We start from the raw sequence: 24632 nt of genomic DNA on the forward strand, positions 1-24632 counted from the left end.
CCCTCCACCACGTCCGCCGCTCCACGGCCCACGTCGTCCGGCCCGCCGGCGCCCGCGCGGCACCCGTGGCCGAGGGGGGCCGGGCTCCCGGCTAGCCTGCCGGGAGTCGTACAGCCGTCCGAGGAGGTCATCCGCCGTGCCCCGCATCGCCCTCGTCACCTATGACCCCGGCCCGGAGCCCAGCAAGGACCGCGACCTGCCGGGCCTCGTGCGGGCGCTGCGGGACGCCGGGGCCGAGGCGACGGCCGTGCCCTGGGACGACGCCGACGCCGACTGGGCCTCCTACGACCTCGCCGTCATCCGCTCCACCTGGGACTACAGCTGGCGGGCGGCCGAGTTCACGGCCTGGGCGGAGCGCTGCGCCCGGGCGACGCGGCTCGCGAACCCGGTCGGCGTCGTCCGCTGGAACGCCGACAAGCGGTACCTCGGCGACCTCGCCGACGCCGGGGTGCCGGTCGTCCCCACCCGCTACGCGGCCCCCGGCGAGCCCGCCGGCCTCCCGGCCGACCACGAGTACGTGATCAAGCCGGCCTCGGGCGCGGGCGCCCGCTACGCCGCCCGTTACACCCCCGACCAGCACGACACCGCCGTACGGCACCTCGCGCGCCTGCACGAGGAGGGGCTGACGGCGATGGTCCAGCCGTACGTGAAGGCCATCGACACCGGCGGGGAGCGGGCCCTGCAGTTCTTCGGGGGACGGCTGCTGCACGCCAGCCGCAAGCGGGCCGTCCTGGCGCCCGGCACCGCCTTCGACGCGGACAAGGTCGCCCACCCCGGACTGGAGCCCTGGACCCCCACCCCGGCCGAACTCGCCGTCGCCGAGCGGGCGCTGGTCGCCGTGCCCGGGGCGCCCGAGCTGCTGTACGCCCGCGTCGACCTCGTGGAGGGCGAGGACGGGCAGCCGCGCGTGATGGAGCTGGAGCTGGTCGAACCGAACCTGTTCCTGGACCTGCACCCGGCATCGGTGCCCCGGGTCGTGGAGGCGGTCCTGAAGGTCGCCGACGGTTGATCCCGACGGCGGTCGGGGTGGTGCCGGAAGTCGCCACGGGGGTGACCCGAAGGCCTTGGCCCAATGGGTTTCGGCCATTCTCACCCGCCGTCACTTCCCGCTTTCCGGGAATGAGTTGATTGTCCCGGTCGGGTTTGCGACGCTCTGGCACTTACAGGGCGCGGGTGCGACAGGGTGGTCAGTGTCAGATGGCGATGGTCTTCATCAGTCACAGCAAGGCGGAGGCCGAGGAAGACCAGCTCAACGACCACTCGGTGCGGCAGCGGGTCAAAGAGCGGCTGCGGCGGCGCGGATGGTCGGTCAAGGTCGACGAGGACGATCTGGCAGGGGGCGTGGAGTGGAAGCCCACCCTCTACTTCTGGCTCGCCGACTGTGACGCGGCCATCGTCATGCTGCACCGCAACAGCCTGGATTCCGACTGGCTGAAACGCGAGGCAGACCTGTTGCTGTGGCGTCGCGCGCTCGGCGCCCGTCTCACCATCGTGCCGGTGCTGCTCAAGGGCCTGACGTCCGGGGACGTGCGGCACTCCCGTCTGGCGGACCTGGTCGATCTGCAGTACGTCGCGCAGAAGAGCCTCACCCCGGAGTGCTCGGACATCGCCGACCTGGCGGCGGAACTGCTGCCGGACCTGACGGCGAGTGTCCTGTCCGGCGACGACGCCTCCGCCTTGCGGACCTGGTCGAACAAGATCATCGCCTGTCTCGAGACGGTGAGCCACGAGGACCCGCTGCGGGGGGCCGCCCGTGCGCTCGGCGCGCTCGACTGGGCCTTCCCCACGCTGACGGAGGGGCACCGCTACGTCGCTCACCAGTTCCTGGGTCACGTACCCCCCGAGCACGTCTACTCCGCGCTCAAGACGGTCGCCGACCACCTCGACTCCGACGCGCTGCGGAGACTCACCGGACTCGTGCTGCCGGCCTGGATCGATCCCGCGGCGGTGCGCCGGCTCCTGCCGGACGGCGGCCCGGTCGTCGCGACCCTTGACAGCGCGCGCGGCACCACGGCCGACCAGCACGTGCGGCGGGCGTCCTGCTGTTCCCGGGACTACTGGACCGCCACCGTCACACTCGCCGCCGGCGAGGCCCAGGAACGCGAGTTCATGCGGGACTGCATGGACGCCGTACGCGATCTGCTGCACCTGCCCGACGACGAGTCGCCGGACGAGTACGAACCCCTGGGCGACGACGTGGTCTTCCTCGTCATCGACCCGCACGGGGCGGACCTGCGCGACGTGGGCGCGCTGGTGCGCCGGCTGACCGAACGCCTGCCCTGGCTCAATGTGATCGTGCTGGCCCAGGACATGGGCACGACCGGCCTCGGTGAGCAGCCCCACCGTGTCGTGCACCTCCCCATGGACCGTGAGGACGAGAAGACGATGCGCCGCACCGAGGTGGCCCTGACCAAACTGATCAAGGAACGGGAGGCTGACGGAAGGTGGCTGGCCTCATGACCTCGAGCCCGTCCGACGAGCGGCCCCGCACGCCCGTCGCGCCCGACCGGCCCGACGGCAGCGCCTACGTCGTCCGCGGCGACCTGGATCTGGCCGTGGAGGTGGCGCTCGCCACCGGGCGGCCGCTGCTGCTGCGCGGCGACCCCGGTTCCGGCAAGTCGTCGTTCGCCGCGCACGTGGCCGGCGTCAGGCGCTGGGCTTACCACGAGCACGTGGTGACCTCCCGCACCCAGGCGCAGGACCTGCTCTGGTCGTTCGACCACGTGCGCCGGCTGGCCGACGCGCAGGCGCAGCAACTGCGCTTCATCGGGTCCTACGTCGAGCCGGGCGCCCTGTGGAAGGCGTACGCTCCGCGCGCCGCCCGCGAGCACGTCCGCCGCGCGCACGGGGACACGCTCTGGGACGACGGCGCCGGGCAGGCGGACGACGCGGCGCGCCGCTCGGTCGTCCTGATCGACGAGATCGACAAGGCCGACCCGGACCTGCCCAACGGGCTCCTCGTGCCGCTGGGCGCCCGTCGGTTCACCGTGGCCCAGACCGGACAGCGCGTCGAGCCCGAGGACGGCACCGAGGCGCTCGTGGTCATCACCACGAACGAACAACGCGAACTGCCCGAGGCGTTCCTGCGGCGCTGCCTCGTCGTGGCGCTGGAACACCCCGGTCGGGAAGAACTCGTCGCCATCGCCCGAGAGCACGTCGTCGCCTACGACGGTGAGTTCACCGCCGCCGACCGGGCACTGGCCGGCACCCTGGCCGACCAGCTGGAGGACCTGCGCCAGGAGGCCGCCCGCTCCGCCCACCGGCGGCCCAGCACCGCCGAGTTCCTGGACGCCTTCCACGCCTGCCGGAGCCTGGGGATCGGCATCGGGGACCCCCGGTGGAAGGCGCTGAGCGCGATGGCGCTGAGCAAACGGGACACCGTCCAGTGACCGGCCGGCCCCCCGAAGTGTGGCTCGCCGACCTGGCTCGGGCCCTGGACGCGGTGGGCTACGGGCACGACACACAGAGGCGCGTCGTCCGGCTCCTGGGCCTCCGGCCTCCGCCGACGCCGACGCGATCCTCCGAGGGGGCCCCGTCCGCGGTCCTGCCTCCCCTGCCCGCCGGCATCCCCGAGCCGCCCGCCGGCCCTGCTCCGCGGACGCCGCTCCCCGGACCCGACACCGCCACGTCCGAAGGACCGGCCCGACCCGGGGAGCTCCCCCTGCTGCTCCCCGTCCGCACCGACACCCCCGCCTCCACCCGGTGGGCGTCCGTGCCGTCGCTGCCCCAGGTGACCGACGAACACATCGAAGCCCGCCCGCGGCTGGAACCCCTGTTCGCCCCGCGCTCCTCGCGGGCCCTGCTGACCAGCGCCCTGACCACCACCGTCCCGGACGGCGAACCGGACATCGACGTCCTCGTGGAGACGTTCGCGCGGGGCCTGCCGCTGACCCGGCTGCCGCGCACACCCCGCCCCACCCTGCGCTTCGGCGTGCAGCTCCTGGTGGACCTCGGCGAGAGCATGCAGCCGTACCTGCGCGACCAGCGGGAACTGGTGCGGCAGATCACCGGGCTGGTCGGGGCCGAACTCACCCACCTCTGCTACTTCGCGGACCTGCCGACGCGCGGCGCGGGCCCCGGCGGCCGGCACACCTGGCGGCCGTACCGTCCGCCAGGAGCAGGGACCCGGGTACTGATCGTCTCCGATCTGGGTGTGGGCAGCCCCCTCCTCAGCCCTCGCCGGGCCTCCGTGACCGAGTGGCACCACGTGCTCGACGACATCGCCCGCGCGGGCTGTTCCACCCTGGCCCTCGTGCCCTGTCCGGTGGCCTGGGTGCCCGCCGCCTTCGCCGGACTGCTGTCCGCCCTCACCTGGGACCGTACGACGACCGTGGGCACGGTCGCCGCGCTCGGCGAGCGACGACGCTGATGCACGACCGCGTCCACGACCTGGCGACCGCGCTCAGCGTGGCGGTGCGCATCGAACCCGAACTGATCAGGGCCGTGCGGCTGGCCCTCTTCCCGCGCTACGGCGTGGAGACCGAGAGCGCCCTGTGGTTCAGCGGACTCGTCCGCTCGCGCGGACCGCGCGGCATCGTTCTCGACACCGCCGAGCGGCGGGAGCTCCAGAGGCTCCTCGGCCACCGGCTCACGCGGCGTCCGCCCGAGGACCCCGTGCACTCCCTCTGGGACGTCGTCGCCCGGGTGCACGCCGACCTGTCGCCCGCGCTGCTCCTGGAGGAGCGCGTCACCTGGCTCGCCCTGGCCGGCCGCACCGACGAGGCCGAAGACGCCCTCGCCCCCGTGCTCAAGGCCGTCACCGTCGAAGGCCGGGACGGACTGCGACGATGGTTCGCGGCTGCCTGGGAGCGGCTGCCGGCCGCGGTCCGGGAGTCGGGTACCGCGTGGCAGCTCGCCCAGGTCGCCCGCCCCCACTTCCCCCGAGGGCGCTTCCCCCTCGACACCGTGCAGGCACCCGTGACCAACGGGCTCCTCGGCGACCTCGCCCGCTGTCTCGACGACATCCGGATCACGGTGCGCCGGGACGGCGGCGGACTCGAGGTCGACGGCACACCGGTCGACCCGGATGCGCGGGCCGCCGTACGGCCGCACACCTACGCCCTCACCGTCCCGGACACCGCGCCCCGCACCCTCACGGTGCTGGGCGGCGGCCCGCGCGGCACCGACCGGGAGGTGTCGGTCCCGGTGAACCGCCGGGTGCGCGTGCCGGTGGGGGCCGGGCCGCTCCAGGTGCGGAACGCGCGCGGGGAGGTGTTCCTCGTCCCGGCGCAGGCCACGGTGGCGCGGAGCACCGAACTGCGCGGGCGGTTCCTCGGCGTCACGGTCGGCGGGTACGCGGGCGGGCCGGGCGCACTGCCGGAGGCGGCCGCGGAGGCCCGCGAGGTGGGGAACGCGCTGGCGGAGCACTACACGCTCGAGTACCTCGACGATCCCACACTGCAGACGCTCCAGTACCTGCCGGCACGGCTGCGGCCGGGTCCGGCGGACCCGCCCGACGGGCCGCTGGTGGTGTACTACCGCGGCCCCGCCGTGCTCCGCGGCGACGGGGAGGAGTTGCTGCTCGCCGTCCGCGACAGCGACCCCCGCGTCCCCGCGACGCATCTGGGGGCCCGGGACCTGTACGCGGCCTGTGTCCGGTCCGGCGCGTCGCAGGTGCTGATCGTGCTGGACCTGTCCTGGAACACCCTGGGCGGCCCGTCCGCGTCGTTCTCCGCCCCCGCGGACGTGCCGGGGGCGGCCGAATGGGCCGGGCATGTCGTCACGACGGCCTTTCCCGGCTCCTCCCCCCACCGGTCACTGGGCGGATGGCTGATCCGGATGCTGCACCGGGGGCCGTCCACGCCTCCCGAGCCGGGCTGGGAGCCGCGCCGCAGGTTCGTCACCGGCGCCGACCTGCTGGAGGTCGCCGCGTCCGGCGGCCTGGGCGGGGCCCGGGCCGTGGGTGCGTACGGCACCCCCGGTCCCCTCCTGCCCAACCCCCGTTACGCCCTGCGCCGTTTCCCCGACGACGTCGACCCGGCCGGCTTCGGGGAGGCGTACGCCGCCGAGGCCGGGGCCTTCCTGCGGGAGGTGATCGCCGAACCCGAAACCCCGTCCGGGCAGCGCGACCGCGCGGTGACCAACATGGGCCTGCTGGGCACCGAGCACGCCATCGGCGCGGGCCGTGCCCTGCACCGGCTCGCGGAACGGCACGCCGGCGCGGGCCGCCGTGAGGAGGCGCTCGCCGCGGCCGAGTCGGCGGTGGAGGTCCTGACACCGTTCACCGACCGGGAGCCGGCGGCCGCGCTGCCCGCGCTGGGGCAGGCCCTGGACGGGCTCGCCGACCGGCTCGCCGAGCTGGACCGGCCGCGGGACGCACTGGCCCGAGCGGAGGAGTCGGCGGCCGCCTGGCGGCTGGCGGTCCGGCACTCGGCGGCGAACAGCCCGGGGTGCGCGTCGAGCCTGTGCAGGCTCGCCGGCCTGCTGCTGGGCGCGGAGCGGGCCGAGGACGCCCTGGCCGTGGCACTCGAAGGGGTACGTCTCTGCCGTGACCTGATCACGTTCGACCAGAACGCCTTCCGCTCCGGGCTGGCCCGCAGCCTCGCCGTGCTGTCCAGGGTCCACGTGGCCCTGGGCGGCCACCGGGAGGCCCGGGACGCGACGGCCGAGGCCGTGCACGTCCTCCGGGAACAGGCCGAGGAGAGCGGCGCCGCCCCCTCGGAGGAACTGGTCCGTGGATTGCGTGAGCTGTGGCGGCTGGAGCGCCGGCTGGGGCAGAACGGCGCGGCGCTCCGGGCGATCGTCGAGTACACGGAACGGCGCCGTCTGGAGCGGGACGAGACCGAGCGCTCGCGGCAGCTCCTCGCCGACGCGTTCGACTGCCTGGCCGTCAGCCACGGGGACGCGGGGCAGTTCCGCCAGGCCGTGTGGTCCTCCCGGGAGGCCGTGACGCTCTACTCCGGTCTGACGGACGGCAGTTCCGCCGCGGACCACCGCCCGGCCCTGGCACTCAGCCTGCGCAACCTGTCGGTGTGGCTGACGTCGGACCGACCGGTGCAGTTGCCGGAGGCGCTGGCCGCGCTGCACCGCGCCGTCGGCCTCTACCGGCAGCTCGAGGCCGAACGGCCCGGACGGCGTGAGGCCGATCTGGCGGCCACGCTGGAGGGGACGGCCCACTGGCTGCGGGAGGCCGGGGAGCTCGCACAGGCCGTCGACGCCCTCGGGGAGGCGGTGCGGATCTACCGCGGACTGACGGCCCGGAACCGGTCGGCCCATCGGCTGTCGCTGGCCCGCAGCCTCAACTCACTGTCCGTCTGCCTCGACGCGCTGGGGCGGCGCGGGGAGGCGAGACGGATGAGGGACGAGGTGAAGTCGCTGATCCTGAACCGGCCGGACGGAGGGCCGAGGTGATGTCCGCTCAGTCCGGCTCCCCGACGACCGTCGTCCGCTGCAGCAGCCCCCAGGTGAACTCGGCGACCACCCGCCGCCGCACCCCCCGTCCGTCCGGTGCCGTGAGGGCCAGGCCCCACCGAGTGGGGGCCGTGCCCTCCAGGGGCCGGGCGGGGGCGAAGGCGCGGGCGGCGTCGTCGACCGTGCAGGACCAGGGGGTGAGGTCGTCGAGGGTGCGCAGGACCGGCGGTTCGGCTCCCGGGGCGCGGACCAGCCACTCGTTCCCCACGGCGCCGTTCGGGGCGAGCAGCACCTCGAAGCGCAGGTGCGGCCAGAGGGGGAGCGGCCAGAGCCAGGCCTCGCAGTCGAGGTCGCCGAGCCGGCGGGGCGTCCTCGACTCCGGTTCGCCCAGGACCGAGCGGTACCGGGACAGCGATCCGCGGGCGTGCGGGGAGCGGACCATCGCCTGCCACCGCCGGTTGGCCTCGCGCATCTCGGCCGGGGAGGCCCCCAGCTCGCGCCGCGCGTCGTCCACCAGGTCCGGGTTGTGGTCGGCCATGCGGCGCAGCAGCACCAGCTGGAGGTCGCGGGCGGTGAACGGGTCTGCGGGGCGCTTCGCGGACGGCATGCGCACCATCGTCACCCATCGGGCCCGGTCCCGGGCGGCGGCCCTCCGGCAGGGGCGGCGCCCCCACCGGCGGCGGGCGCCCGCGGGGCCGTGGCCGGCCGGACTTTTCCGGGCCATTGCCCGGCGCGAGCGAGTATGACTAGCCTGTGTTCGTCATGCCGATCGCCTGTTGAAATCTCGAACGCAGGCACCTGAGACGACTTAGGGAGGGGGCCGGTCGTGGGACGACTCGTACCTGCCGTGACCCGGGCTCTCGACATTCTCGAGCTCTTCCTCGACGGGGACGGGACGCTCTCCGCCCCCGACATCGTGCGCAGGCTCCAGCTGCCGCGCACCACCGTGCACGAGCTGGTGACCACGCTCGCCGCCCGGTCCTACATCGTCCCCGTGCCCGGACAGCCCGGACGCTACCGCCTCGGTGTGCGCCCGTACCAGCTCGGCAGCCGGTACGCCGAGCAGCTCGACCTGGCCGCCGAGGGCCAGCAGGTGGCCCGCTCCGTCGCCGAGACCTGCGACGAGACGGTCCACGTGGCCATCCTCGAGGGGACGGACGTCATCTACATCGCCAAGGTCGACTCGACGCACGCGGTCCGCATGGTCTCGGCGGCCGGCCGCCGCCTCCCCGCGCACTGCACCTCCGTGGGCAAGATGCTGCTGGCCTCCCTCCCGGAGCCGGAGCTGAGCGCCCGCATCCCCGACGACGCCGACCTCGTGCGCATGACCCCGAACAGCATCACCGAGCCGGACGCCCTGCGCGAGGCCCTGGCCGAGATCCGGGAGCGGGGCATCGCGGTGGAGAGCCGCGAGTCCAACCCGGACGTCAGCTGCGTGGCCGCACCGGTGCGCGACCGCACCGGCCAGGTGGTCGCCGCCCTGTCCATCTCCGTCCCCATGATCCGCTGGAGCGACGAGCGCCGCGCCGAACTGGAGGAGCTCGCCGCCAAGGGCGCCGCCGAGCTGTCCGAGCAGCTGGGCTACCGGAGCGTGGCATGACGACGACGCACACGACGCGGTACGAGGTGGCGGTCCGCGCGCAGGCCGCTCTCGGCGAGGGCCCGACCTGGGACGCGGCCGCCGGCCGTCTGCTCTGGCTCGACATCCTGGGCGCCCGGCTGCACGCCTACGACCCCGCCACCGGCCGCCGCGCGGTCCGGGTCACCGACCAGCACGTCGGCGCGGCCAAGCCCCGCGCGGGCGGCGGGCTGGTCCTCAACCTGCGCGACGGCGTCGCCCTGCTGGACGCGGACGGGGAGGGCTTCCGCTGGCTCCACCACGAGCCCGTCCCCGGCCGCCGCGCCAACGACGCCGCCGTGGCCCCCGACGGCTCCCTGTGGGCCGGCACCATGCGCTACGACGAGGCCCCCGGCGGCGGCACCCTCTCCCGCCTCACCGGCGACGGCACGGTCGAGGTGGTCCTCGACGACGTGGCCGTGAGCAACGGCACGGGCTGGAGCCCGGACGGCCGCCTCATGTACTACGTCGACTCCCCGACCCGTCGCGTCGACGTCCTCGACCACGCGGACGGCCGGGTCTCGGGCCGCCGGCCGTTCGTGGAGATCGAGGAGGGCGCCGGCTTCCCGGACGGCCTCACCGTCGACGCGGACGGCTGTGTGTGGGTGGCGCTGTGGGACGGGGGAGCGGTACGCCGCTACACGCCGGCCGGCGAGCTGGACCGGGTGATCGTCCTGCCGACCCCGCGCGTCACGGCCTGCGCGTTCGGCGGCGCGGACCTGACCGACCTGTACGTCACCACCGCCCGCGTCGGCCTGGACGCCCCGCACCCGGTGGCGGGCTCCCTGCTGGTGGTGCCGGGGGCGGGCAAGGGGGTCGCCCAGCCGGCGTTCGCGGGCTGAGCCCCGACGCCGCGGCCGGATCGGGGGACGGCCGGACCGGCCGCCCCCGCCCCGCGGTTCCTCCGGGGCGGGCCGGGTCCGCTACCCCAACCCCGCCCTCTTCAGCTCCTCGGCCGTCAGCGGCGGAGCGGTGAGTGCCGGCTTCAAGGGCCCCACCGCCGCCGCCACCAGCATCCCCGGCGTCACGAGCACCTCGGCGCCCCGCTCCAGGGACGTCACGTCCGTCACCCGGCGGGCGATACGGCCGTTGCCGGTGGCGGTGTACAGCAGGCGCCCCACGTACGCCGCGAGCAGACGCTCCCGGAGGGTGGGCCCGTGCTCGGTGGCACCGGGGTAGAACACGTCCATGCCGATGGCCAGGTCCCAGGCGGCGGAGGCGCGCCGGGCGACCGCCTTCTGGATCCGCCGGGACAGCCCCGGCGAGCCCGGCCCGTGACGGCGTACCATCTCGCGCAGCGCCAGCGCCTCCTGGGCCGCGACCGACATGCCGTGCCCGTAGACCGGATTCAGGGCGCACAGCGCGTCGCCGACCACGACGAAGTTCTCCGGCCAGGACGGCATGCGCTCGTAGTAGAGCCGCCGGTTCGCGGTCGTGCGGGTGAACGCCACCTCGCCGAGAGGCTCGGCCTGTCCCAGGAGGTCGGCGATGACGGGGTGGCGCAGCTCCTCTCGGGCGTAGCGGACGAAGTCGGCCGGGTCGGCGCTCGGTTCGCCGCCGCGGGAGCCGAACAGCGTGACGAGCCACTGCCCGCCCTCGATCGGCAGCAGCACCCCACCCCGCCCCGGCTCGCCGGTGCGCGGGTCGGGCTGGACGTTGACGACGGGGAACACCTCGCGGGCCGCCTCCGGCGCCCGGAACAGCCGGCTGGCGTACGCGACCCCGGAGTCCACCTCCCGCCGCCGCGGCTCACCCAGACCCAGCTCGCCGAGCCAGCGCACGGCCCGGGAACCGCGCCCGGTGGCGTCGACGACGATCCCGGCCCGCAGGACACGCTCGGAGGTGTCGGCACGGCCGACCCCGCTGATCCGCACCCCGGCCACCGCATCCCCCGTGCCGACGAGTCCCACCCCCTCGGTCCGCTCCAGTACCTCGATCCGATCGTCCGCGAGGACCGCCGCGCGGATCGCCGCGTCCAGCAGGTCGCGGCCGGCCAGGAGCATGTGGTGGGACTCCTCCCACCGCCGGTACCAGCCGTACGGCGACAGCGCGACCATGTCCGTGGTGACCGGCAGCCGGCGTACCCCGGCCTCGCGCAGCCGGTCGCTGATGCCCGGCAGCAGTTCCGCCAGGGCCCGCGCTCCGCCCGACCACATCTGGTGCACGTGCCGCGCCTGCGGCAGCCCCCGGCGCGGCTCGGGCCCGGTGGGCAGCGTGTCGCGTTCCACCACGGTGACACGGCCACCCGTGGCGTCCGCCAGGGCGCGGGCGGCGAGGAGACCGGCGAGCGAGCCACCGAGGACGACGGCGGCGGGAGGCTCGGGCGCGTGATCAGTCGCGGCGGTGATGGACGTGGTGGTGGACGGTCTCGGTCTCATGTGCGGGAACGCTGCTCTCTGCTGCCGGGGCCTGGGGATCAGGATCGTGCGGGGCGGCTGCGCGGGCACGGACGGCAGCCACGTCGTCTGGGGTGCGAAGGGCCCGGGAGACGGCCCCGATCTCCTGGAGCAGGTCCGTGGTGTCGGGACGTGTCGTGCTCCCGTCGTCGGGCACCCGGATCTTGCGGGCGACCGCGTCCTGGATGCCCACGGCGGCGGCCAGGGCCCGTGCTCGCTCGGGCGGGTGGCCGAGGTCGAGCGCGGCGGCGTGGGCGCGCCGGATGCCGTCCTCGTCGATGTGCCGGGACAGCGCCAGCAGCACGTCCCGGATGTAGGTCTCCCGACGGATCAGCCGCAGTTCGGGAGTGGCCCGCACGGCGAACGGGATGCCGGAGCCCTGCACGGTCCGCATCAGCACGTACAGCGGCCGCAGCGCGCGGTACGCCGCCCGTACCCGCCACCGGTCGTGCAGGAACTGTCCGGCGTGCGGCAGGATGAAGCCGGCCGCGACGAGGATGGCGGACAGGCAGGCGACGGGCGGTGCCGCGTTGGTGCTCAGCCAGTCCAGGTCGTGCCCGGTCCAGCGGGCGACGACGGCGGTCAGCTTGAACGCGTCGAAGACCAGGTTCAGACCGTAGCCGACGCCCAGGCACGCCAGCCCCGAGCGCAGCCAGGCGTCCAGGCCGTCGGTGCGCACCCAGTTCCAGATCAGCCGTGAGGTGATGAGCACGGCCACGCAGTGCGCGAGGAGGTAGAGCAGGATCTCCTCGCGCATGAACGGGGTGTTGGCGTAATAGGTGTCGAGGTCCCGCAGCCGCTCCACGTCCGCGTCGGCGAGGAAGAACAGGATCCACAGCGCGGCGATCACACCGGTGTAGGCGCCGATCACCCAGCGCATGGCGCGGCGGGTCGCGGGGGAGCGCTCGGACAGGCCGTTGCGCCAGGCGATGATCAGGAGCAGGCAGGAGCCGGCGAAGGCGGTGAGCAGCGAGTAGCACCAGGGCGCCGAGATGTTGGGCACCCCGGTGACCCGGTTGGTCCAGGCGATCGTCGAGGGCGCCACGAAGACGAAGACGGTGCAGGCGAGCAGCAGCAGACCGCCCACCGCGCGCAGCAGCGGGTCCCGCCACAGCCGGATGATGGTCGGCAGCTTGATGGCCAGGGCCGCGCACAGGACGGCGGTGGGGATCCAGAAGGAGATGTAGAACTGGTCGAGGGCGATCGCGTGCGTCACCGCGCCCGGCCTCCTCGTCCGCGGTAGCCGAGCGTCCGCTGGACCGGGTCGGGCGGCGCGTCGTCCGACCGGTCGGACAGGTACGGGCGGAAGGCCGCCGCGAGCCGGTGCCCGAAGGCGTCGGCCTCGGCCTCGTCGTGCTTGCGGGAGCCGTCGCGGGCGGCGACGGTCAGGGCGACGTCGTCCCAGCCGGGCCGTCCGGCCAACGCGTGCGCGGCGGCCGTGCCGATCCCGCGGTGGTGCCGGTGTCCCGCGTGCAGGTGCCACAACTCATGCCCGAGGATGACCAGTTGCTGCACGGCCTCGGCCCGTTCCTCGACGATGACCAGGTCGAAGTCCTGGAACTCCAGCCACAGTCCGGTCACGTCGAACTCGTCGGGGAACCGCTCGAAGCGCAGCTCGACCGGACGCCCGCCGCGCAGCGCGGCCACCTCCTCGCACAGCGCCCGGGAGACCTCCCGCACCCCGGCGGGGGGCCGGGGCCGCGCCCGCAGCGCGGTGCGGAGCGCGCCGGTCAGCTCGCGCATGGCCGGCCCGGTCCTCGCGCGCCGCAGCGCCGAGGCGACCCGGGACGCCTTGCCGCGCGCGCCCGCGATGTCCATCCGGTCCCCCTTCTGACCGCCCTGCGGCAGCCTGTTCGAGCCTACGCGGCCGGAACTGCCCGCGTCACGCGAAGTCGTTCACAGGTACACCGGCGGTGGGCGCGAACGGCCAACGGCGGACAGTCTCAGGCGGGTTGTGATCGGCGTGTCCGCGCCCGCGCAGCCGGCGGTCCCGGGCGGGCGTGACCGGCGGGTCCGGGCGGGCGCGACCGGCGGTCCCGGGCCGGCGCGACCGGCGGGCCCGGGCGGGCGTGACCGGCGGGTCCGGGCGGGCGTGACCGGACCCGACCGGCGGCCGGTGACAGAAAGCGCTGTCGGAAGTCGTGTCGGAACCATTGACGCGGGCGCGCATCGAACCTACGGTCCCGTTCGAAGTTACGGGCGTTATTCGACATGTCGAACGACAGGGGCAAGGTATGGGACAACCTGGCCTGAACCGCAGGCAACTCCTCGCCGCCGCAGGCGGGCTGGCCGTGGCCGGGAGCTTCGGCTTCGCGGCGCTCGGGACCGGGGCCGACGCGCTCGCCTCCGGCGCCGACACCCGGGTGCGCTACTGGAACCTCTTCAGCGGGGGCGACGGCTACAACATGATCGCGATGCTGGACGCCTTCCGGGCGGCGAACCCCGGCATCGACGTGAAGGACTCGACCCTCCAGTGGGGCAACCCCTTCTACACCAAGCTCGCCATGGCGGCCGCGGGCAACCGCGCGCCGGACCTCGGCGTCATGCACCTGGGCCGGGTCACCGGGTTCTCGCCCGGCCGCCTCCTGGACCCCTGGGACGTCGGCCTGCTCGCCGAGTACGGCGTCGAGGAAGCCGACTTCAACCCGGCGCTGTGGAAGCGGGCCGTCATCGACGGCAAGCTCTACGCCCTCCCGCTCGACATCCACGTCCAGCTCTGCTTCTACCGCAAGGACGTGCTGAAGAAGGCGGGCCTGCTCGGCCCCGACGGCAGGATGGTCCAGGTGACGTCGACCGACCAGTGGTTCGACGTGCTGAAGGAGGCCAGGAAGGCCACCGGGAAGGGGCTGCAGACCATCGGCCTGTGGCACAGCGACCAGAACTTCCAGTGGTGGTTCTTCGTCGCCTTCTACACCCAGCTCGGCGGCACCTGGTTCGACGACGCCAACACCGAGGTCACCTTCGACACCGACAAGGCCACCCAGGTCCTGGAGTTCCTGCGCCGCCACATCACCGACGGGTACGCGGACCCCGGCTTCGGCGGCAACGCCGGCGCCGAACAGTTCGTCAACGGCTCCCCCTTCGTCTGGGAGGGCAACTGGTCGGTGCCGGTCTTCGACGCCGCGAAGGTCGAGTACGGGGCGACCCCCCTGCCGCCCGTCTTCGGCAAGCCGGCCACCCACGCCGAGTCGCACGCCTTCGTGCTCCCGCACCAGTCCGGCCGCGGCGGCGCCGCCGACGAGGGCGCCCACCGGCTCGCCGCCTACATCGTCCGGCACGCCCGGCAGTGGGCCGCCGGCGGACACATCCCCGCCCACACGCCCACCCTGTCCACGGACGCGTACCGGAAGCTGAACCCGCAGAGCGAGTACGTCTCCGCGATGGACCACCAGGCCACCGAGCCCAAGGTGTGGTTCGCCGGCTCCACCGGCGTCCTCGCCCAGCGCGTCGGCCCCGTCGTCGTCTCCTCCACCACCGGCTCCGCCGAGCCCGGCGCCGCCGCCCGCCGCATGAAGAGCACGCTCGTCCGGCTCCTCGCCTCGAAGAACCCCATGGACGGCCGCACCGCCGCGCAGGGAGGTGCCGTCGCATGACGACGACCAGCGCCGAGACCGTCATCCGCCCGGCACGCGCGAACACCGCCGCCGCCGGCGCCACCGTCCGCCGCAGGCAGGGCTTCCAGCACGGCGGCTGGTTCATCGCCCCGTTCCTCGTGCTGTTCGCGCTCTTCGTGGTCTGGCCGCTGCTGCGCGGCCTCTACCTCAGCTTCACCGACGCCAACATCTCCGGCGACGGCGCGAGCTTCCTCGGCCTCGACAACTACCGCGAGGCCCTCGACGACCCCCTGATGTGGGACTCCCTCGGCCACAGCGCCTGGTTCACGCTGCTCGTCGTCCCCTGCATCACCGTCCTCGCCTTCCTCCTGGCCATGCTCGCCCACCACATCGAGCGCGGGAAATGGCTGTGGCGGCTCTGCTTCTTCCTGCCGTTCCTGCTGCCGTCCACCGTCGCCGCCAACCTCTGGCAGTGGCTGTTCAACCCCGGCACCGGCATGATCAACCACGTCTTCGGCCTCGAGACGCCCTGGCTGACCGACAAGTCGTACGCCATGCTCGCCGTCGTCATCACCACCCTGTGGTGGACCGTCGGCTTCAGCTTCCTGCTCTACCTCGCCGCCCTCCAGGGCATCCCCGCGCACCTCTACGAGGCCGCCAGGATCGACGGCGCGAACGCCTGGCACCGCATGGTCCACATCACCCTGCCGATGCTGCGCCACATCACCGGCCTCGTCGTCGCCCTGCAGATCCTCGCCTCGCTCCAGGTCTTCGACCAGGCCGTCGTGATGCAGGACTTCGGCCCGGGCCCCGAGGAATCGACCCGCACCTTCGTGCAGTACACCCTCGAACAGGGCTTCACCAGCTACCGCGTGGGCTACGCCTCCGCCGTCTCCATCATCTTCTTCGTGATCATCGCGGCCGTCGCCCTCGCGCGGATGTGGCTGCTGCGCAACCGTGAGGAGGGCGGCCGATGACCACCGCCGCACAGCAGACACGGATCAGGCCCCGCCGGAGCTGGACACCCAGCCAGATCGTCCTCACCCTGCTCGGCACGGCCGTCTCCGTGGTGTTCCTCGCCCCGCTCTTCTGGGCCCTGTTCACCTCCCTGAAGTCGGAGACCGAGGCCGTCGAGGTACCGCCGCACTGGCTGCCCGAGGAGTGGACCGGCCAGGCGTGGGCGGCCGTCTTCGAGACCGGCAACCTCACCAACTGGTTCGTGAACTCCCTGGTGGTGTCCGTCTGCGTGACGGCGATCGTGCTGGTGGTCAGCGCCCTGGCCGGATACGGCTTCGCCCGCACCGAGTTCCGCGGCAAGAACGTCCTGATGGGCGTGGTCATGGCCGGCCTCATGGTCTCCCCGGCCGTGCTCGGCGTCCCCCTGTTCACCACCGTCCAGCAGATGGGCATGGTCGACACCTACTGGGGCATGATCCTGCCGCAGTGCGCGCCCGCCGCGATGGTCTACATCCTCTACAAGTTCTTCCAGGGCGTCCCGCGCGAACTGGAGGAGGCCGCCTTCCTCGACGGCGCCGGCCGCTGGCGCGTCTTCTTCACGATCATCGTGCCGCTGTCCCGCCCCTCGCTCGCGGCCGTCGGCATCTTCACCTTCATCAGCTCCTGGAACAACTTCCTGTGGCCCTACATGGTCACCAACAACCCCGACCTGATGACCATGCCGAACGGCATCGCGACCGTCATGAACTCCTACGGCATCCAGTGGGCCCAGCTCATGGCCGGCGGCCTGATGGCGGGCCTGCCCCTGATCGTCGTCTTCGTCTTCTTCCAGCGGCAGATCGTGGCGGGCGTCGCCCACACCGGTCTGGCCGGTCAGTGATCCCGCCGAGAGGAGCCTGAGGTGAAGCGTCTGAGACTCGTCGCCCTCCTGGCCGCCGCGGCCGTGGCCCTGCTGCCGGCCACCGCCCGGGCGGACGTGACCTACCCCGACCCCGAGCCGGTCACCGGCCAGCGGATCATCCACGACCCGACCGTGATGCGCCTGAAGTCCGGCGGCTACGTGGCCTATTCGACGGGCGGCGTCATCGGCGCCCGCACCTCGAAGGACCGCGTCCACTGGAAGGACGCGGGCAACGCCTTCGCCGAACCCCCGGCCTGGTGGTACGAGTACAACGACACCGGCGACCCCTGGGCCCCCGACCTCTCCTACCGCGCCGGCCGCTACTGGCTCTACTACGCCGTCTCCTCCTGGGGCACCAACCACTCCGCGATCGGCGTGGCCACCTCCCGCACGGGCCTGCCCGGCACCTGGACCGACCACGGCGAGGTCTTCACCTCACGGACCACCGACCACTGGAACGCCATCGACCCGGCGGTCGTCCGGGCCGACGGCCGCCTGTGGATGACGTTCGGCTCGTACTGGACCGGCATCCGCATGGTCGAACTGGACCCGGGGACCGGCAAGGCGATCGAGGACGCGCCGGTCCACCACCTCGCCACCCGCCCCGACGAGCCGTACGCGGTCGAGGGCCCGGAGATCGTCCGGCACGGCGGCCACTACTACCTGTTCGCGTCGTACGACGCGTGCTGCTCGGGCGTGAACAGCACGTACAAGATCAAGGTCGGCAGATCGACGAGGATCACGGGCCCGTACACGGACAGCACCGGCAAGCCCCTGCTGGAGGGCGGCGGCGACCTGCTGCTGGAGGGCCACGGCCGGTACGTCGGCACGGGCGGCCAGTCCGTGTTCCGCGATCGGGGCCAGGACTGGCTGGCCTACCACTACTACGACGCGGAGGACGACGGCACCCCCAAGCTCGGGCTCAACAGGCTGAGCTGGACGAAGGACGGCTGGCCGGTCGTCCGCTAGAGCGCGGGGCCGTGTCCCCGGGCGGCTCCGCCGCACGAGCGCGAGCACCCCCACCCCCCACCTCCACCCCGCACCCACCCGCACCCGGCAACGGAACGGAACCACCCCGAAGGGACCCCATGACCAAGAAGGCCCGCTTCACCCTCGACCCCGCCTTCACCGTCGGCGAGGTGAACCCCCGCGTCTTCGGCTCCTTCGTCGAACACCTCGGCCGCTGCGTCTACACCGGCATCTTCGAACCCGGTCACCCCTCGGCCGACGCCGAGGGCCTGCGCACGGACGTCCTCGACCTGATCCGCGAACTCGGCGTCACCGCCGTCCGCTACCCCGGCGGCAACTTCGTCTCCGGCTACAAGTGGGAGGACTCGGTCGGCCCCGTCGAGGACCGCCCCCGCCGGCTGGACCTCGCCTGGCGCTCGACGGAGACGAACCGCTTCGGCCTGTCCGAGTACATCGCCTTCCTGAAGAAGATCGGCCCCCAGGCGGAACCGATGATGGCCCTGAACCTCGGCACGCGCGGTGTGGCCGAGGCCCTCGAGCTCCAGGAGTACGCCAACCACCCCTCCGGCACCGCGCTGTCCGAGCGCCGGATCGCCCACGGCGACAAGGAGCCCTTCGGCATCCGGCTGTGGTGCCTGGGCAACGAGATGGACGGCCCCTGGCAGACCGGCCACAAGACCGCCGAGGAGTACGGCCGGATCGCCGCCGAGACGGCCCGCGCCATGCGCCAGATCGACCCGGGCGTCGAACTGGTCGCCTGCGGCAGCTCGGGCCAGTCGATGCCGACGTTCGCCGCGTGGGAGGCGACGGTCCTGGCCGAGACCTACGACCTGGTCGACCACATCTCCCTGCACGCCTACTACGAACCGCTCGACGGCGACGTCGACTCCTTCCTCGCCTCCGCCGTCGACATGGAGTCCTTCATCGAGAACGTGGTCGCCACCTGCGACCACGTGGGTGCGCGGCTGAAGTCGAAGAAGAAGATCAACCTCTCCTTCGACGAGTGGAACGTCTGGTACCTGTCGAAGTGGGAGGAGCACGCCCGCACCGGCGACCCGGCCGACTGGCCCGAGGCCCCGCGCCTGCTGGAGGACAACTACAGCGTCACGGACGCGGTCGTCTTCGGCTCCCTCCTCATCGCCCTGCTCCGGCACGCCGACCGCGTCACCGTGGCCTGCCTCGCGCAGCTGGTCAACGTCATCGCGCCGATCCTCACCGAGCCGGGCGGCCCGGCCTGGCGGCAGACGACGTTCTTCCCGTTCGCCCAGGCGTCCCGGTACGGCCGGGGCGAGGTCCTCGACGTCCGGGTCGACTCACCGACGTACGAGACGAAGAAGTACGGCGAGGCGGACCTGCTGCACGCGACCGCCGTGCGCGCGCAGGACGGCACGGTCACCGTGTTCGCCGTGAACCGGAGCCGGACCGAGCCGCTCCCCCTGGAAGTGGCGCTGGGCGGCCTCGGCGTCTCCCGGCTGGTCGAGCACAGCGTGCTCGCCGACGCCGACCCGGACGCCCGCAACACCCTCGCCGACCCCGAGCGGGTCGCCCCGCACCCGGCGCGGGGCACGGCGGTGTCGGACGGGACGCTGACGGCGACCCTGGAGCCGCTGTCCTGGAACGTCGTCCGACTGGCCTGACCCCGTGACCCTCCGGTGCGCCGTCGCACGGCGGCGCACCGGACAATGGGCGCCATGAGGATCTCGGCACGCGCGGACTACGCGGTACGGGCGGTACTGGAACTCGCCGTACGGCACGGCGACGACACCCCGGTGAAGGCGGAGACGATCTCCGCCGCGCAGGACATCCCGCACAAGTTCCTGGAGGGGATCCTCGGCGACCTGCGGCGGGGCGGGATCGTCGGGAGCCGGCGCGGCGGGGGCGGCGGCTACCGGCTCGCCCGCGAGCCCGGGAGCATCACGGTCGCGGACGTGATCAGGGCGGTCGACGGCCCGATCGTGTCCGTCCGCGGCGAACGCCCGACCGGTCTGACCTACACGGGCTCCGCCCAGCCCCTCCTTCCCCTGTGGATCGCCCTGCGGGCCAACGTCCGCAGGATCCTGGAGGGCGTCACGGTCGCCGACATCGCGGCGGACGCCCTCCCGGAACCCGTACGGCTGCTGGCGGCGGAGCCGGCGGCCTGGGAGAACCCGTGACCGCTGCCTGAGCTCGTCTACCCGAGCTCGTCGGCGGTGTAGTAACCGGCCAGGACGGAGGCGTAGTTGCTCTTGTCGACGCTCGCCGGCTGGAGCAGGTAGGCGGGCACGGCCTTCACGCCGTTCTGGTAGCTCCGCCGGTTGTTGATCCTCGGCGTCCTGCCCTTGAGGATGTCGTCGGCCATGTTCGCGGTGACCGTGGCCAGTTCGCGGAGGTCCTTGTAGACGGTCTGCGACTGCTCACCCGCGATGATCGACTTCACCGAGGCGAGTTCGGCGTCCTGTCCGGTGACGACGGGCAGGTCCTTGCCGTCGGAGCCGTAGCCGTACGACTTGAGCGCGGACAGGACCCCCCGGGAGATGCCGTCGTACGGCGACAGGACCGCGTCGACCGTCCTGCCGTTGTACGACGTGGACAGGATGCGCTTCATGCGCGCCTCCGCGGTCGTCCCGTCCCAGCGCAGCGTGGTGATCTTCTCCAGCTTGATCTCACCGGACCGGACGACCAGCTGCCCGCTGTCCAGGTACGGCTGGAGGAGGTACATCGCGCCCTCGTAGAAGTACCGGGTGTTGTTGTCGTCGGGCGACCCGGCGAACAGCTCGAGGGTGAACGGCCCCTTGCCCTTCTCCAGTCCGAGGCGGTCGATGATGTGGCGGGCCTGCTGCCGGCCGACCTGCTCGTTGTCGAAGGAGACGTAGTAGTCGACGTTCCCGCTGCCCAGGATGAGCCGGTCGTAGGAGATCACCGGGATGTCGGCGTCGGCGGCCTGCTGGAGCACGCCGGTCAGGGACTTGTTGTCGATGGCCGCGATGATCAGCACGTCGACGCGCTGCTGGACCAGATCCGCGATCTGCGTGATCTGGGCCTGCGGGTCGTCGTCCCCGTAGACCAGCGTGGTCTCGTACCCCTTGGCCCCGAGGTCCTTGACGAGGCTCTCGCCGTCGGTGAGCCAGCGCTCGGAGGACTTGGTCGGCATGGCGATCCCGATGGTGCCGCCTTCGGATTCGGAACCGGAGCCGGCCGCGCTCTGCTCGCCGCAGGCGGACAGGGCGAGGGCGAGGGAGGCGCCGGTGATGATGCCGAGAGCGGCTCTTCGAGTGCGCATGGTGATCGTTCCTTGTTCTTCTCGTCATTGAGGGAGCAGGTACGCCGACGTCCTGCGGGGTCCGGGCACGCTGGCCGGACCGCGGGGAGAGCGCGCGGCGTGGGATCGGGAGGCGTGCGGCGGTACGGCCGGCATCCGGGTCGTGTCGACGCTCGTGATGCCCCTGCCGGGGTGCACCTGTGGGTACGTGGGGCCGCCGCGCCACGGCACTCAGGTCACATGGGTGCTGATTCCGGTGGTGCTCAGGACGCTCGCCTTCCGCCGTTCGAAATCTCGACACATGATCGGAAATGTTTGCGTGACCTTAGGAGGGAGTGTGCGGAGTGTCAACGGTTCGAACAGGAACGGTCACAGAGAAGAAGGGGCGGCAGGGCACCGAGGGGCCGGTGTGAACGGTTCGGGGTGAATGGCCGGAGTTCCACCTGGGCGCGCCCCACGCGGCTCCCTACGATGCGAACGCCCCGGTTCTTCACATCAACTTCATTGGTCCTTCACAGGGTTGGTGTGCGCGGCCGGGGCGCATCCACCCCCCACCGATCCGACCGAAGGGGAGAGACCATGCCAGCTGGGCTGCTCCTGGGCAGCGCCGCCGCCGCTCTCGTCACGGCCGCACTGCCCGCGCACACCCCGTCCTCCGTGTTCGACAACCCGCCCCCGGACAAGATCGTCATCGATGTCGCCACGGTCAACGGCTCCGGCTGCCCCGCGGGCACCGCCGCCGTCGCCGTCTCGGAGGACAACACCGCCTTCACGGTGACCTACAGCGACTACCTCGCCCAGGCCGGCGGCAACTCCGACCCCACGGCGTTCCGCAAGAACTGCCAGCTCAGCCTGGTCGTCCACGTCCCGCAGGGCTTCACGTACGCCATCGCCAGCGCGGACTACCGGGGCTTCGCCTCGCTCCAGCCCGGCGCGAGCGCCGTCCAGCGGGCCTCGTACTACTTCCAGGGCTCGTCCAGCACGGTGTTCAAGAACCACACCTTCACCGGCGCCTACAACGACAACTGGCAGGCCACCGACGTCACCGACTGGGCCCAGCTCGTCTACGCGCCCTGTGGTGTCCAGCGCAACTTCAACATCAACACGGAGCTGCGGGTGAACGCCGGCACCTCGTCGCCGGGCAAGGTCAGCTTCATGACGATGGACTCGACCGACGGCGACATCAGCACGGTGTACCACATGGCCTGGAAGGAGTGTCCCCGCAAGTGAGGCGAGGGGGCCGCCCGTGCGGGTGCGGGCGGCCCCGTGATCACCTGCCCGCGTGGGCGACGAACTCCGCCCAGGCGGCGGGGGAGAGGGTGAGCCGGGGCCCGTCCTCGTCCTTGGAGTCACGGACGTGGACGTGGTGGGGGAGGGTGGCGACTTCGACGCAGTCGCCTGAACCGCTGCTGCTGTAACTGCTCTTGAACCAAGCCAGTTCGGACGTGCTCATAGGTTCCCTCGCATCCGATGCAACAGGCCCACGGAGTCCTCGATGCTCAAAGCCTGTGAACGCATCCTGGCATACCGCTGCTGCAGCACGCTGATCGCTTTCGGATCGGAGACGAGGTGCCCGGTCTCGGGGGCCTCCATGTAGGCGGACCACTTGTGCTTCGGTGTCTCCAGCAGCTGCATCGACCCGTGCAATCCGGCGTGAGCTTTCCTCACCAGTGGCATGATCTGGATCTCGATGTTCCGCAGCTCGCTCAAGTTCAGCAGGTGTGCGATGGTCCCCAGACTGACCTGCTTGCCGCCGGTCTGACGCAGCAGCACGTGCTCCTCGATGATGAAGCCGAAGGCGGTGTTCGGCCGGTCGCGCAGCAGCTTCTGTCGTTCCACCCGCGCCGCCCAATTGGACTCGATCTGCTCGTCGTTCAGCGGTGGAAGCTCATCGACGAACAACTGCCGTGCGTACGCCTCCGTCTGCAACAGCCCTGGGATCATCCTGCACTCGTAGGTGTACAGGGTGATGGCCAGCTTCTCCATCGAAGCCCACCGCCGGAACCAGGCCGCCAGCCCGGGCTGTCGCACGAGGTGTTCCACGGCGCGCCGTAACGCCCCCGTGTTCCCCAAGGCCCTCTCCGCCGCCTCGACGAAGTCGACGTCCGGCATGCGCCTGCCCAGCTCCACCGAGGCCACCGTGTGCTTGGAGAAGCCCACCAGCCCCCCGAATTCCTCCCGGCTCAGCCCGTTGAACTCGCGCAGGGCCTGGACCACCGCGCCGAACGTCCGCAGACTGTCCGACGACTCCGGCTCGCCGCTGCCCGTACCCGCCTGCCCGTCGACCGCCATGGTCACCTCCCGCGCCCATGGTCACGCCCCGTGACCGGTACTGTCCAGCCGGTGACCGCGTACGCTCGCGCAGCGTACGCGGCTCTGACCTGGTGAACGCCCGTCGGGGCCCGTCACATTGGCGGCATGACAGTACGTCCCACCCCCCGACCCCCGGTCACCGTACGTGTGTTCACACAGCGGCTCAGCGCGACCCCGAGGGGCGCCCGCCTGGCCAGGCACCTCGCGCTGCACCAGCTGGACCGCTGGGGCATCCCGCACGGCACGGACGTCTCCGACGCGGTCGCGGTGATCGTGGCGGAGCTGGCGGCGAACGCGGTGACGCACGGCCGCGTGCCGGGAAGGGACTTCGAGCTGCGGCTCCTCCTGATCCCGGGAAGCGTACGGATCGAGGTCACCGACACCCGCACGGGTCCGCGCCCGCCGGGCCCCGGCGTCGTACGCCCGCCGTGCCCGCTCGGCGAGGCGGGGCGCGGGCTGCTGCTCGTGGACGCGGTCGCCGCCCGCTGGGAGGTCCTGGACCGCACGCCCGCGCCGGGCAAGACGGTCCGCGCGGAGGTGGACGTACCGGACTGGCTCGGCATCGCGCGGAGGGCCGGCGCCTGACCGCCGGCCGGAGGGACTCCGTGGGCTTCGGCGGAACACCGCCCACGGCCCCGGGGTCACGGGCGCGGGAAGCGGGCGCGCACGGCGTCGACGCAGGTGTCCCGGGACGTGGGCCCGCCGAACCGGAGACGGTCGTAGGCCGTGAACGCCGCTTCCAGGGCGTCGAGTTCGTCGACCAGGGCGTGCAACCGCCCGGACCACCGCGCCGAGCCGGCGTCCGCCTCTTCCACGGCGGCTTCGATCGCGGCCGTCAGGTGGTCCTTGCGCCGGATGGTGGCCGGGGTCACCGAGTGCAGACAGACGTACTGTCCGCTGAGGTACGCGTCCCACTCCGCCTTTCCGGCGACCGGGTCGGCCCAGTGAGCGGTGAACCACGCTTCGAGCAGGTCCACGCCGCCGGCCTCGTCGGCGAGGGCGAACAGGTCGGCCGGCACCATCTCGGCACCGTCGGACCGCAGGTACCCCGGAAGCGGCAGACGCCTCCCCAGCATCAGTCGGCGGACCGCGTCGGCGTCACGGCCGTGGACCGCGCACAACTCCTCCAGGGCGACGAACTGCGCGCTGACGTACACGTCGTCCGCACCGGTCATCGGATGGTCACCGTTGACCTCCCGGAACCGCTCGGCGAGCTGCTGCTTCAGGTCCGTCTCCGGCACGGGGGCCTCCGGCGTCATCGGCGCGGGCCTCTCCCGCGCGGCACTCCGGACGCTACGGCCCGGACGGTTCGGCACGCACCGAACCGTCGGCGGAA

Annotated in this window: 23 protein-coding genes; 15 read left to right on the plus strand and 8 right to left on the minus strand. The window is 72.6% G+C overall.

The window, feature by feature from the left end; genetic code table 11:
• Positions 1 to 136: 136 nt before the first annotated feature.
• From ACH4F6_RS09130 to ACH4F6_RS09150, 5 genes are all read left to right on the plus strand, one after another.
• Positions 137 to 1009: a RimK family alpha-L-glutamate ligase gene (locus tag ACH4F6_RS09130; RefSeq protein ID WP_397959252.1), complete on the plus strand. Its 873-nt coding sequence runs from the start codon at positions 137 to 139 to the stop codon at positions 1007 to 1009.
• A 188-nt stretch (positions 1010 to 1197) separates the two neighbouring features.
• Positions 1198 to 2460, plus strand: coding sequence for a toll/interleukin-1 receptor domain-containing protein (locus tag ACH4F6_RS09135; RefSeq protein ID WP_397959253.1), 1263 nt, complete (start codon positions 1198 to 1200; stop codon positions 2458 to 2460).
• Positions 2457 to 3389: an AAA family ATPase gene (locus ACH4F6_RS09140; protein WP_397959254.1), complete on the plus strand. Its 933-nt coding sequence runs from the start codon at positions 2457 to 2459 to the stop codon at positions 3387 to 3389. Before ACH4F6_RS09135 ends, ACH4F6_RS09140 begins: the two co-directional genes overlap by 4 nt.
• 341 nt (positions 3390 to 3730) lie before the next feature.
• Entirely contained in the window at positions 3731 to 4369 is a 639-nt protein-coding gene (locus tag ACH4F6_RS09145) for a hypothetical protein (protein WP_397959255.1), read from the plus strand.
• The gene (locus tag ACH4F6_RS09150) at positions 4369 to 7350 is read left to right on the plus strand and encodes a hypothetical protein (RefSeq protein ID WP_397959256.1); all 2982 of its coding nucleotides are present in this window, start codon (positions 4369 to 4371) and stop codon (positions 7348 to 7350) included. Before ACH4F6_RS09145 ends, ACH4F6_RS09150 begins: the two co-directional genes overlap by 1 nt.
• Before the next feature lie 7 nt (positions 7351 to 7357).
• Here ACH4F6_RS09150 and ACH4F6_RS09155 read toward each other — a convergent pair whose 3' ends face one another.
• Complete coding sequence (locus tag ACH4F6_RS09155) at positions 7358 to 7957, minus strand: hypothetical protein (RefSeq protein WP_397959257.1); 600 nt, start codon at positions 7955 to 7957, stop codon at positions 7358 to 7360.
• A 219-nt stretch (positions 7958 to 8176) separates the two neighbouring features.
• On the opposite strand from ACH4F6_RS09155, the gene ACH4F6_RS09160 reads away from it, so the two are divergent.
• Together ACH4F6_RS09160 and ACH4F6_RS09165 are read left to right on the plus strand one after the other, a co-directional pair.
• On the plus strand, positions 8177 to 8950 hold the full coding sequence (locus tag ACH4F6_RS09160) for an IclR family transcriptional regulator (RefSeq protein ID WP_397959258.1): 774 nt from the start codon (positions 8177 to 8179) through the stop codon (positions 8948 to 8950).
• Positions 8947 to 9810, plus strand: coding sequence for an SMP-30/gluconolactonase/LRE family protein (locus ACH4F6_RS09165; protein WP_397959259.1), 864 nt, complete (start codon positions 8947 to 8949; stop codon positions 9808 to 9810). Before ACH4F6_RS09160 ends, ACH4F6_RS09165 begins: the two co-directional genes overlap by 4 nt.
• 81 nt (positions 9811 to 9891) lie before the next feature.
• Here ACH4F6_RS09165 and ACH4F6_RS09170 read toward each other — a convergent pair whose 3' ends face one another.
• The 3 genes from ACH4F6_RS09170 to ACH4F6_RS09180 are packed head-to-tail and all read right to left on the minus strand — an operon-like array spanning position 9892 to position 13182.
• Positions 9892 to 11346 carry a pyridine nucleotide-disulfide oxidoreductase gene (locus ACH4F6_RS09170; protein ID WP_397959260.1) on the minus strand — a complete coding sequence of 485 codons (1455 nt, stop codon included), beginning with the start codon at positions 11344 to 11346 and terminating at the stop codon, positions 9892 to 9894.
• Positions 11300 to 12580 (minus strand): MAB_1171c family putative transporter, encoded by a 1281-nt coding sequence (locus ACH4F6_RS09175; RefSeq protein ID WP_397959261.1) that lies wholly within the window; start codon positions 12578 to 12580, stop codon positions 11300 to 11302. The genes ACH4F6_RS09170 and ACH4F6_RS09175 overlap by 47 nt, the downstream gene beginning before the upstream one ends.
• On the minus strand, positions 12577 to 13182 hold the full coding sequence (locus tag ACH4F6_RS09180; protein ID WP_397959262.1) for a toxin-antitoxin system, toxin component family protein: 606 nt from the start codon (positions 13180 to 13182) through the stop codon (positions 12577 to 12579). Before ACH4F6_RS09180 ends, ACH4F6_RS09175 begins: the two co-directional genes overlap by 4 nt.
• Positions 13183 to 13598: 416 nt before the next feature.
• On the opposite strand from ACH4F6_RS09180, the gene ACH4F6_RS09185 reads away from it, so the two are divergent.
• The 6 genes from ACH4F6_RS09185 (at position 13599) to ACH4F6_RS09210 (ending at position 19898) form a co-directional block, all read left to right on the plus strand.
• On the plus strand, positions 13599 to 14957 hold the full coding sequence (locus ACH4F6_RS09185; RefSeq protein WP_397959263.1) for an extracellular solute-binding protein: 1359 nt from the start codon (positions 13599 to 13601) through the stop codon (positions 14955 to 14957).
• Entirely contained in the window at positions 14954 to 15895 is a 942-nt protein-coding gene (locus ACH4F6_RS09190; RefSeq protein ID WP_397959264.1) for a carbohydrate ABC transporter permease, read from the plus strand. The genes ACH4F6_RS09185 and ACH4F6_RS09190 overlap by 4 nt, the downstream gene beginning before the upstream one ends.
• Positions 15892 to 16755 (plus strand): carbohydrate ABC transporter permease, encoded by an 864-nt coding sequence (locus ACH4F6_RS09195; protein ID WP_397959265.1) that lies wholly within the window; start codon positions 15892 to 15894, stop codon positions 16753 to 16755. The genes ACH4F6_RS09190 and ACH4F6_RS09195 overlap by 4 nt, the downstream gene beginning before the upstream one ends.
• 21 nt (positions 16756 to 16776) lie before the next feature.
• A complete protein-coding gene (locus ACH4F6_RS09200) occupies positions 16777 to 17745 on the plus strand; it encodes an arabinan endo-1,5-alpha-L-arabinosidase (protein ID WP_397959266.1) in 969 nt (322 codons plus the stop codon).
• 119 nt (positions 17746 to 17864) lie between these two features.
• Entirely contained in the window at positions 17865 to 19382 is a 1518-nt protein-coding gene (locus tag ACH4F6_RS09205; protein ID WP_397959267.1) for an alpha-N-arabinofuranosidase, read from the plus strand.
• A 54-nt stretch (positions 19383 to 19436) separates the two neighbouring features.
• Positions 19437 to 19898, plus strand: coding sequence for an RrF2 family transcriptional regulator (locus ACH4F6_RS09210; RefSeq protein WP_397959268.1), 462 nt, complete (start codon positions 19437 to 19439; stop codon positions 19896 to 19898).
• Between the two features lie 17 nt (positions 19899 to 19915).
• On the opposite strand, the gene chvE is transcribed toward ACH4F6_RS09210, so the two are convergent.
• A complete protein-coding gene (chvE, locus tag ACH4F6_RS09215) occupies positions 19916 to 21004 on the minus strand; it encodes a multiple monosaccharide ABC transporter substrate-binding protein (protein WP_397959269.1) in 1089 nt (362 codons plus the stop codon).
• Between the two features lie 558 nt (positions 21005 to 21562).
• Here chvE and ACH4F6_RS09220 point away from each other — a divergent pair.
• Positions 21563 to 22213: a DUF4360 domain-containing protein gene (locus tag ACH4F6_RS09220; protein ID WP_397959270.1), complete on the plus strand. Its 651-nt coding sequence runs from the start codon at positions 21563 to 21565 to the stop codon at positions 22211 to 22213.
• Between the two features lie 40 nt (positions 22214 to 22253).
• Here the strand turns inward: ACH4F6_RS09220 and ACH4F6_RS09225 are convergent, their stop codons facing one another.
• Both ACH4F6_RS09225 and ACH4F6_RS09230 read right to left on the minus strand, forming a co-directional pair.
• Positions 22254 to 22436, minus strand: a complete 183-nt coding sequence (locus ACH4F6_RS09225; RefSeq protein ID WP_397959271.1) for a DUF397 domain-containing protein — start codon at positions 22434 to 22436, stop codon at positions 22254 to 22256.
• Positions 22433 to 23275: a Scr1 family TA system antitoxin-like transcriptional regulator gene (locus ACH4F6_RS09230; protein ID WP_397959272.1), complete on the minus strand. Its 843-nt coding sequence runs from the start codon at positions 23273 to 23275 to the stop codon at positions 22433 to 22435. The genes ACH4F6_RS09225 and ACH4F6_RS09230 overlap by 4 nt, the downstream gene beginning before the upstream one ends.
• A gap of 126 nt (positions 23276 to 23401) precedes the next feature.
• Between ACH4F6_RS09230 and ACH4F6_RS09235 the strand changes: the two genes are divergently transcribed.
• The gene (locus ACH4F6_RS09235; RefSeq protein WP_397959273.1) at positions 23402 to 23881 is read left to right on the plus strand and encodes an ATP-binding protein; all 480 of its coding nucleotides are present in this window, start codon (positions 23402 to 23404) and stop codon (positions 23879 to 23881) included.
• Between the two features lie 56 nt (positions 23882 to 23937).
• Here ACH4F6_RS09235 and ACH4F6_RS09240 read toward each other — a convergent pair whose 3' ends face one another.
• Positions 23938 to 24555 carry a DUF6058 family natural product biosynthesis protein gene (locus ACH4F6_RS09240; protein WP_397959274.1) on the minus strand — a complete coding sequence of 206 codons (618 nt, stop codon included), beginning with the start codon at positions 24553 to 24555 and terminating at the stop codon, positions 23938 to 23940.
• Between the last annotated feature and the right edge of the window lie 77 nt (positions 24556 to 24632).

It is taken from the genome of Streptomyces sp. NPDC017936 (genome assembly GCF_044328485.1).
Lineage (GTDB): Bacteria > Actinomycetota > Actinomycetes > Streptomycetales > Streptomycetaceae > Streptomyces.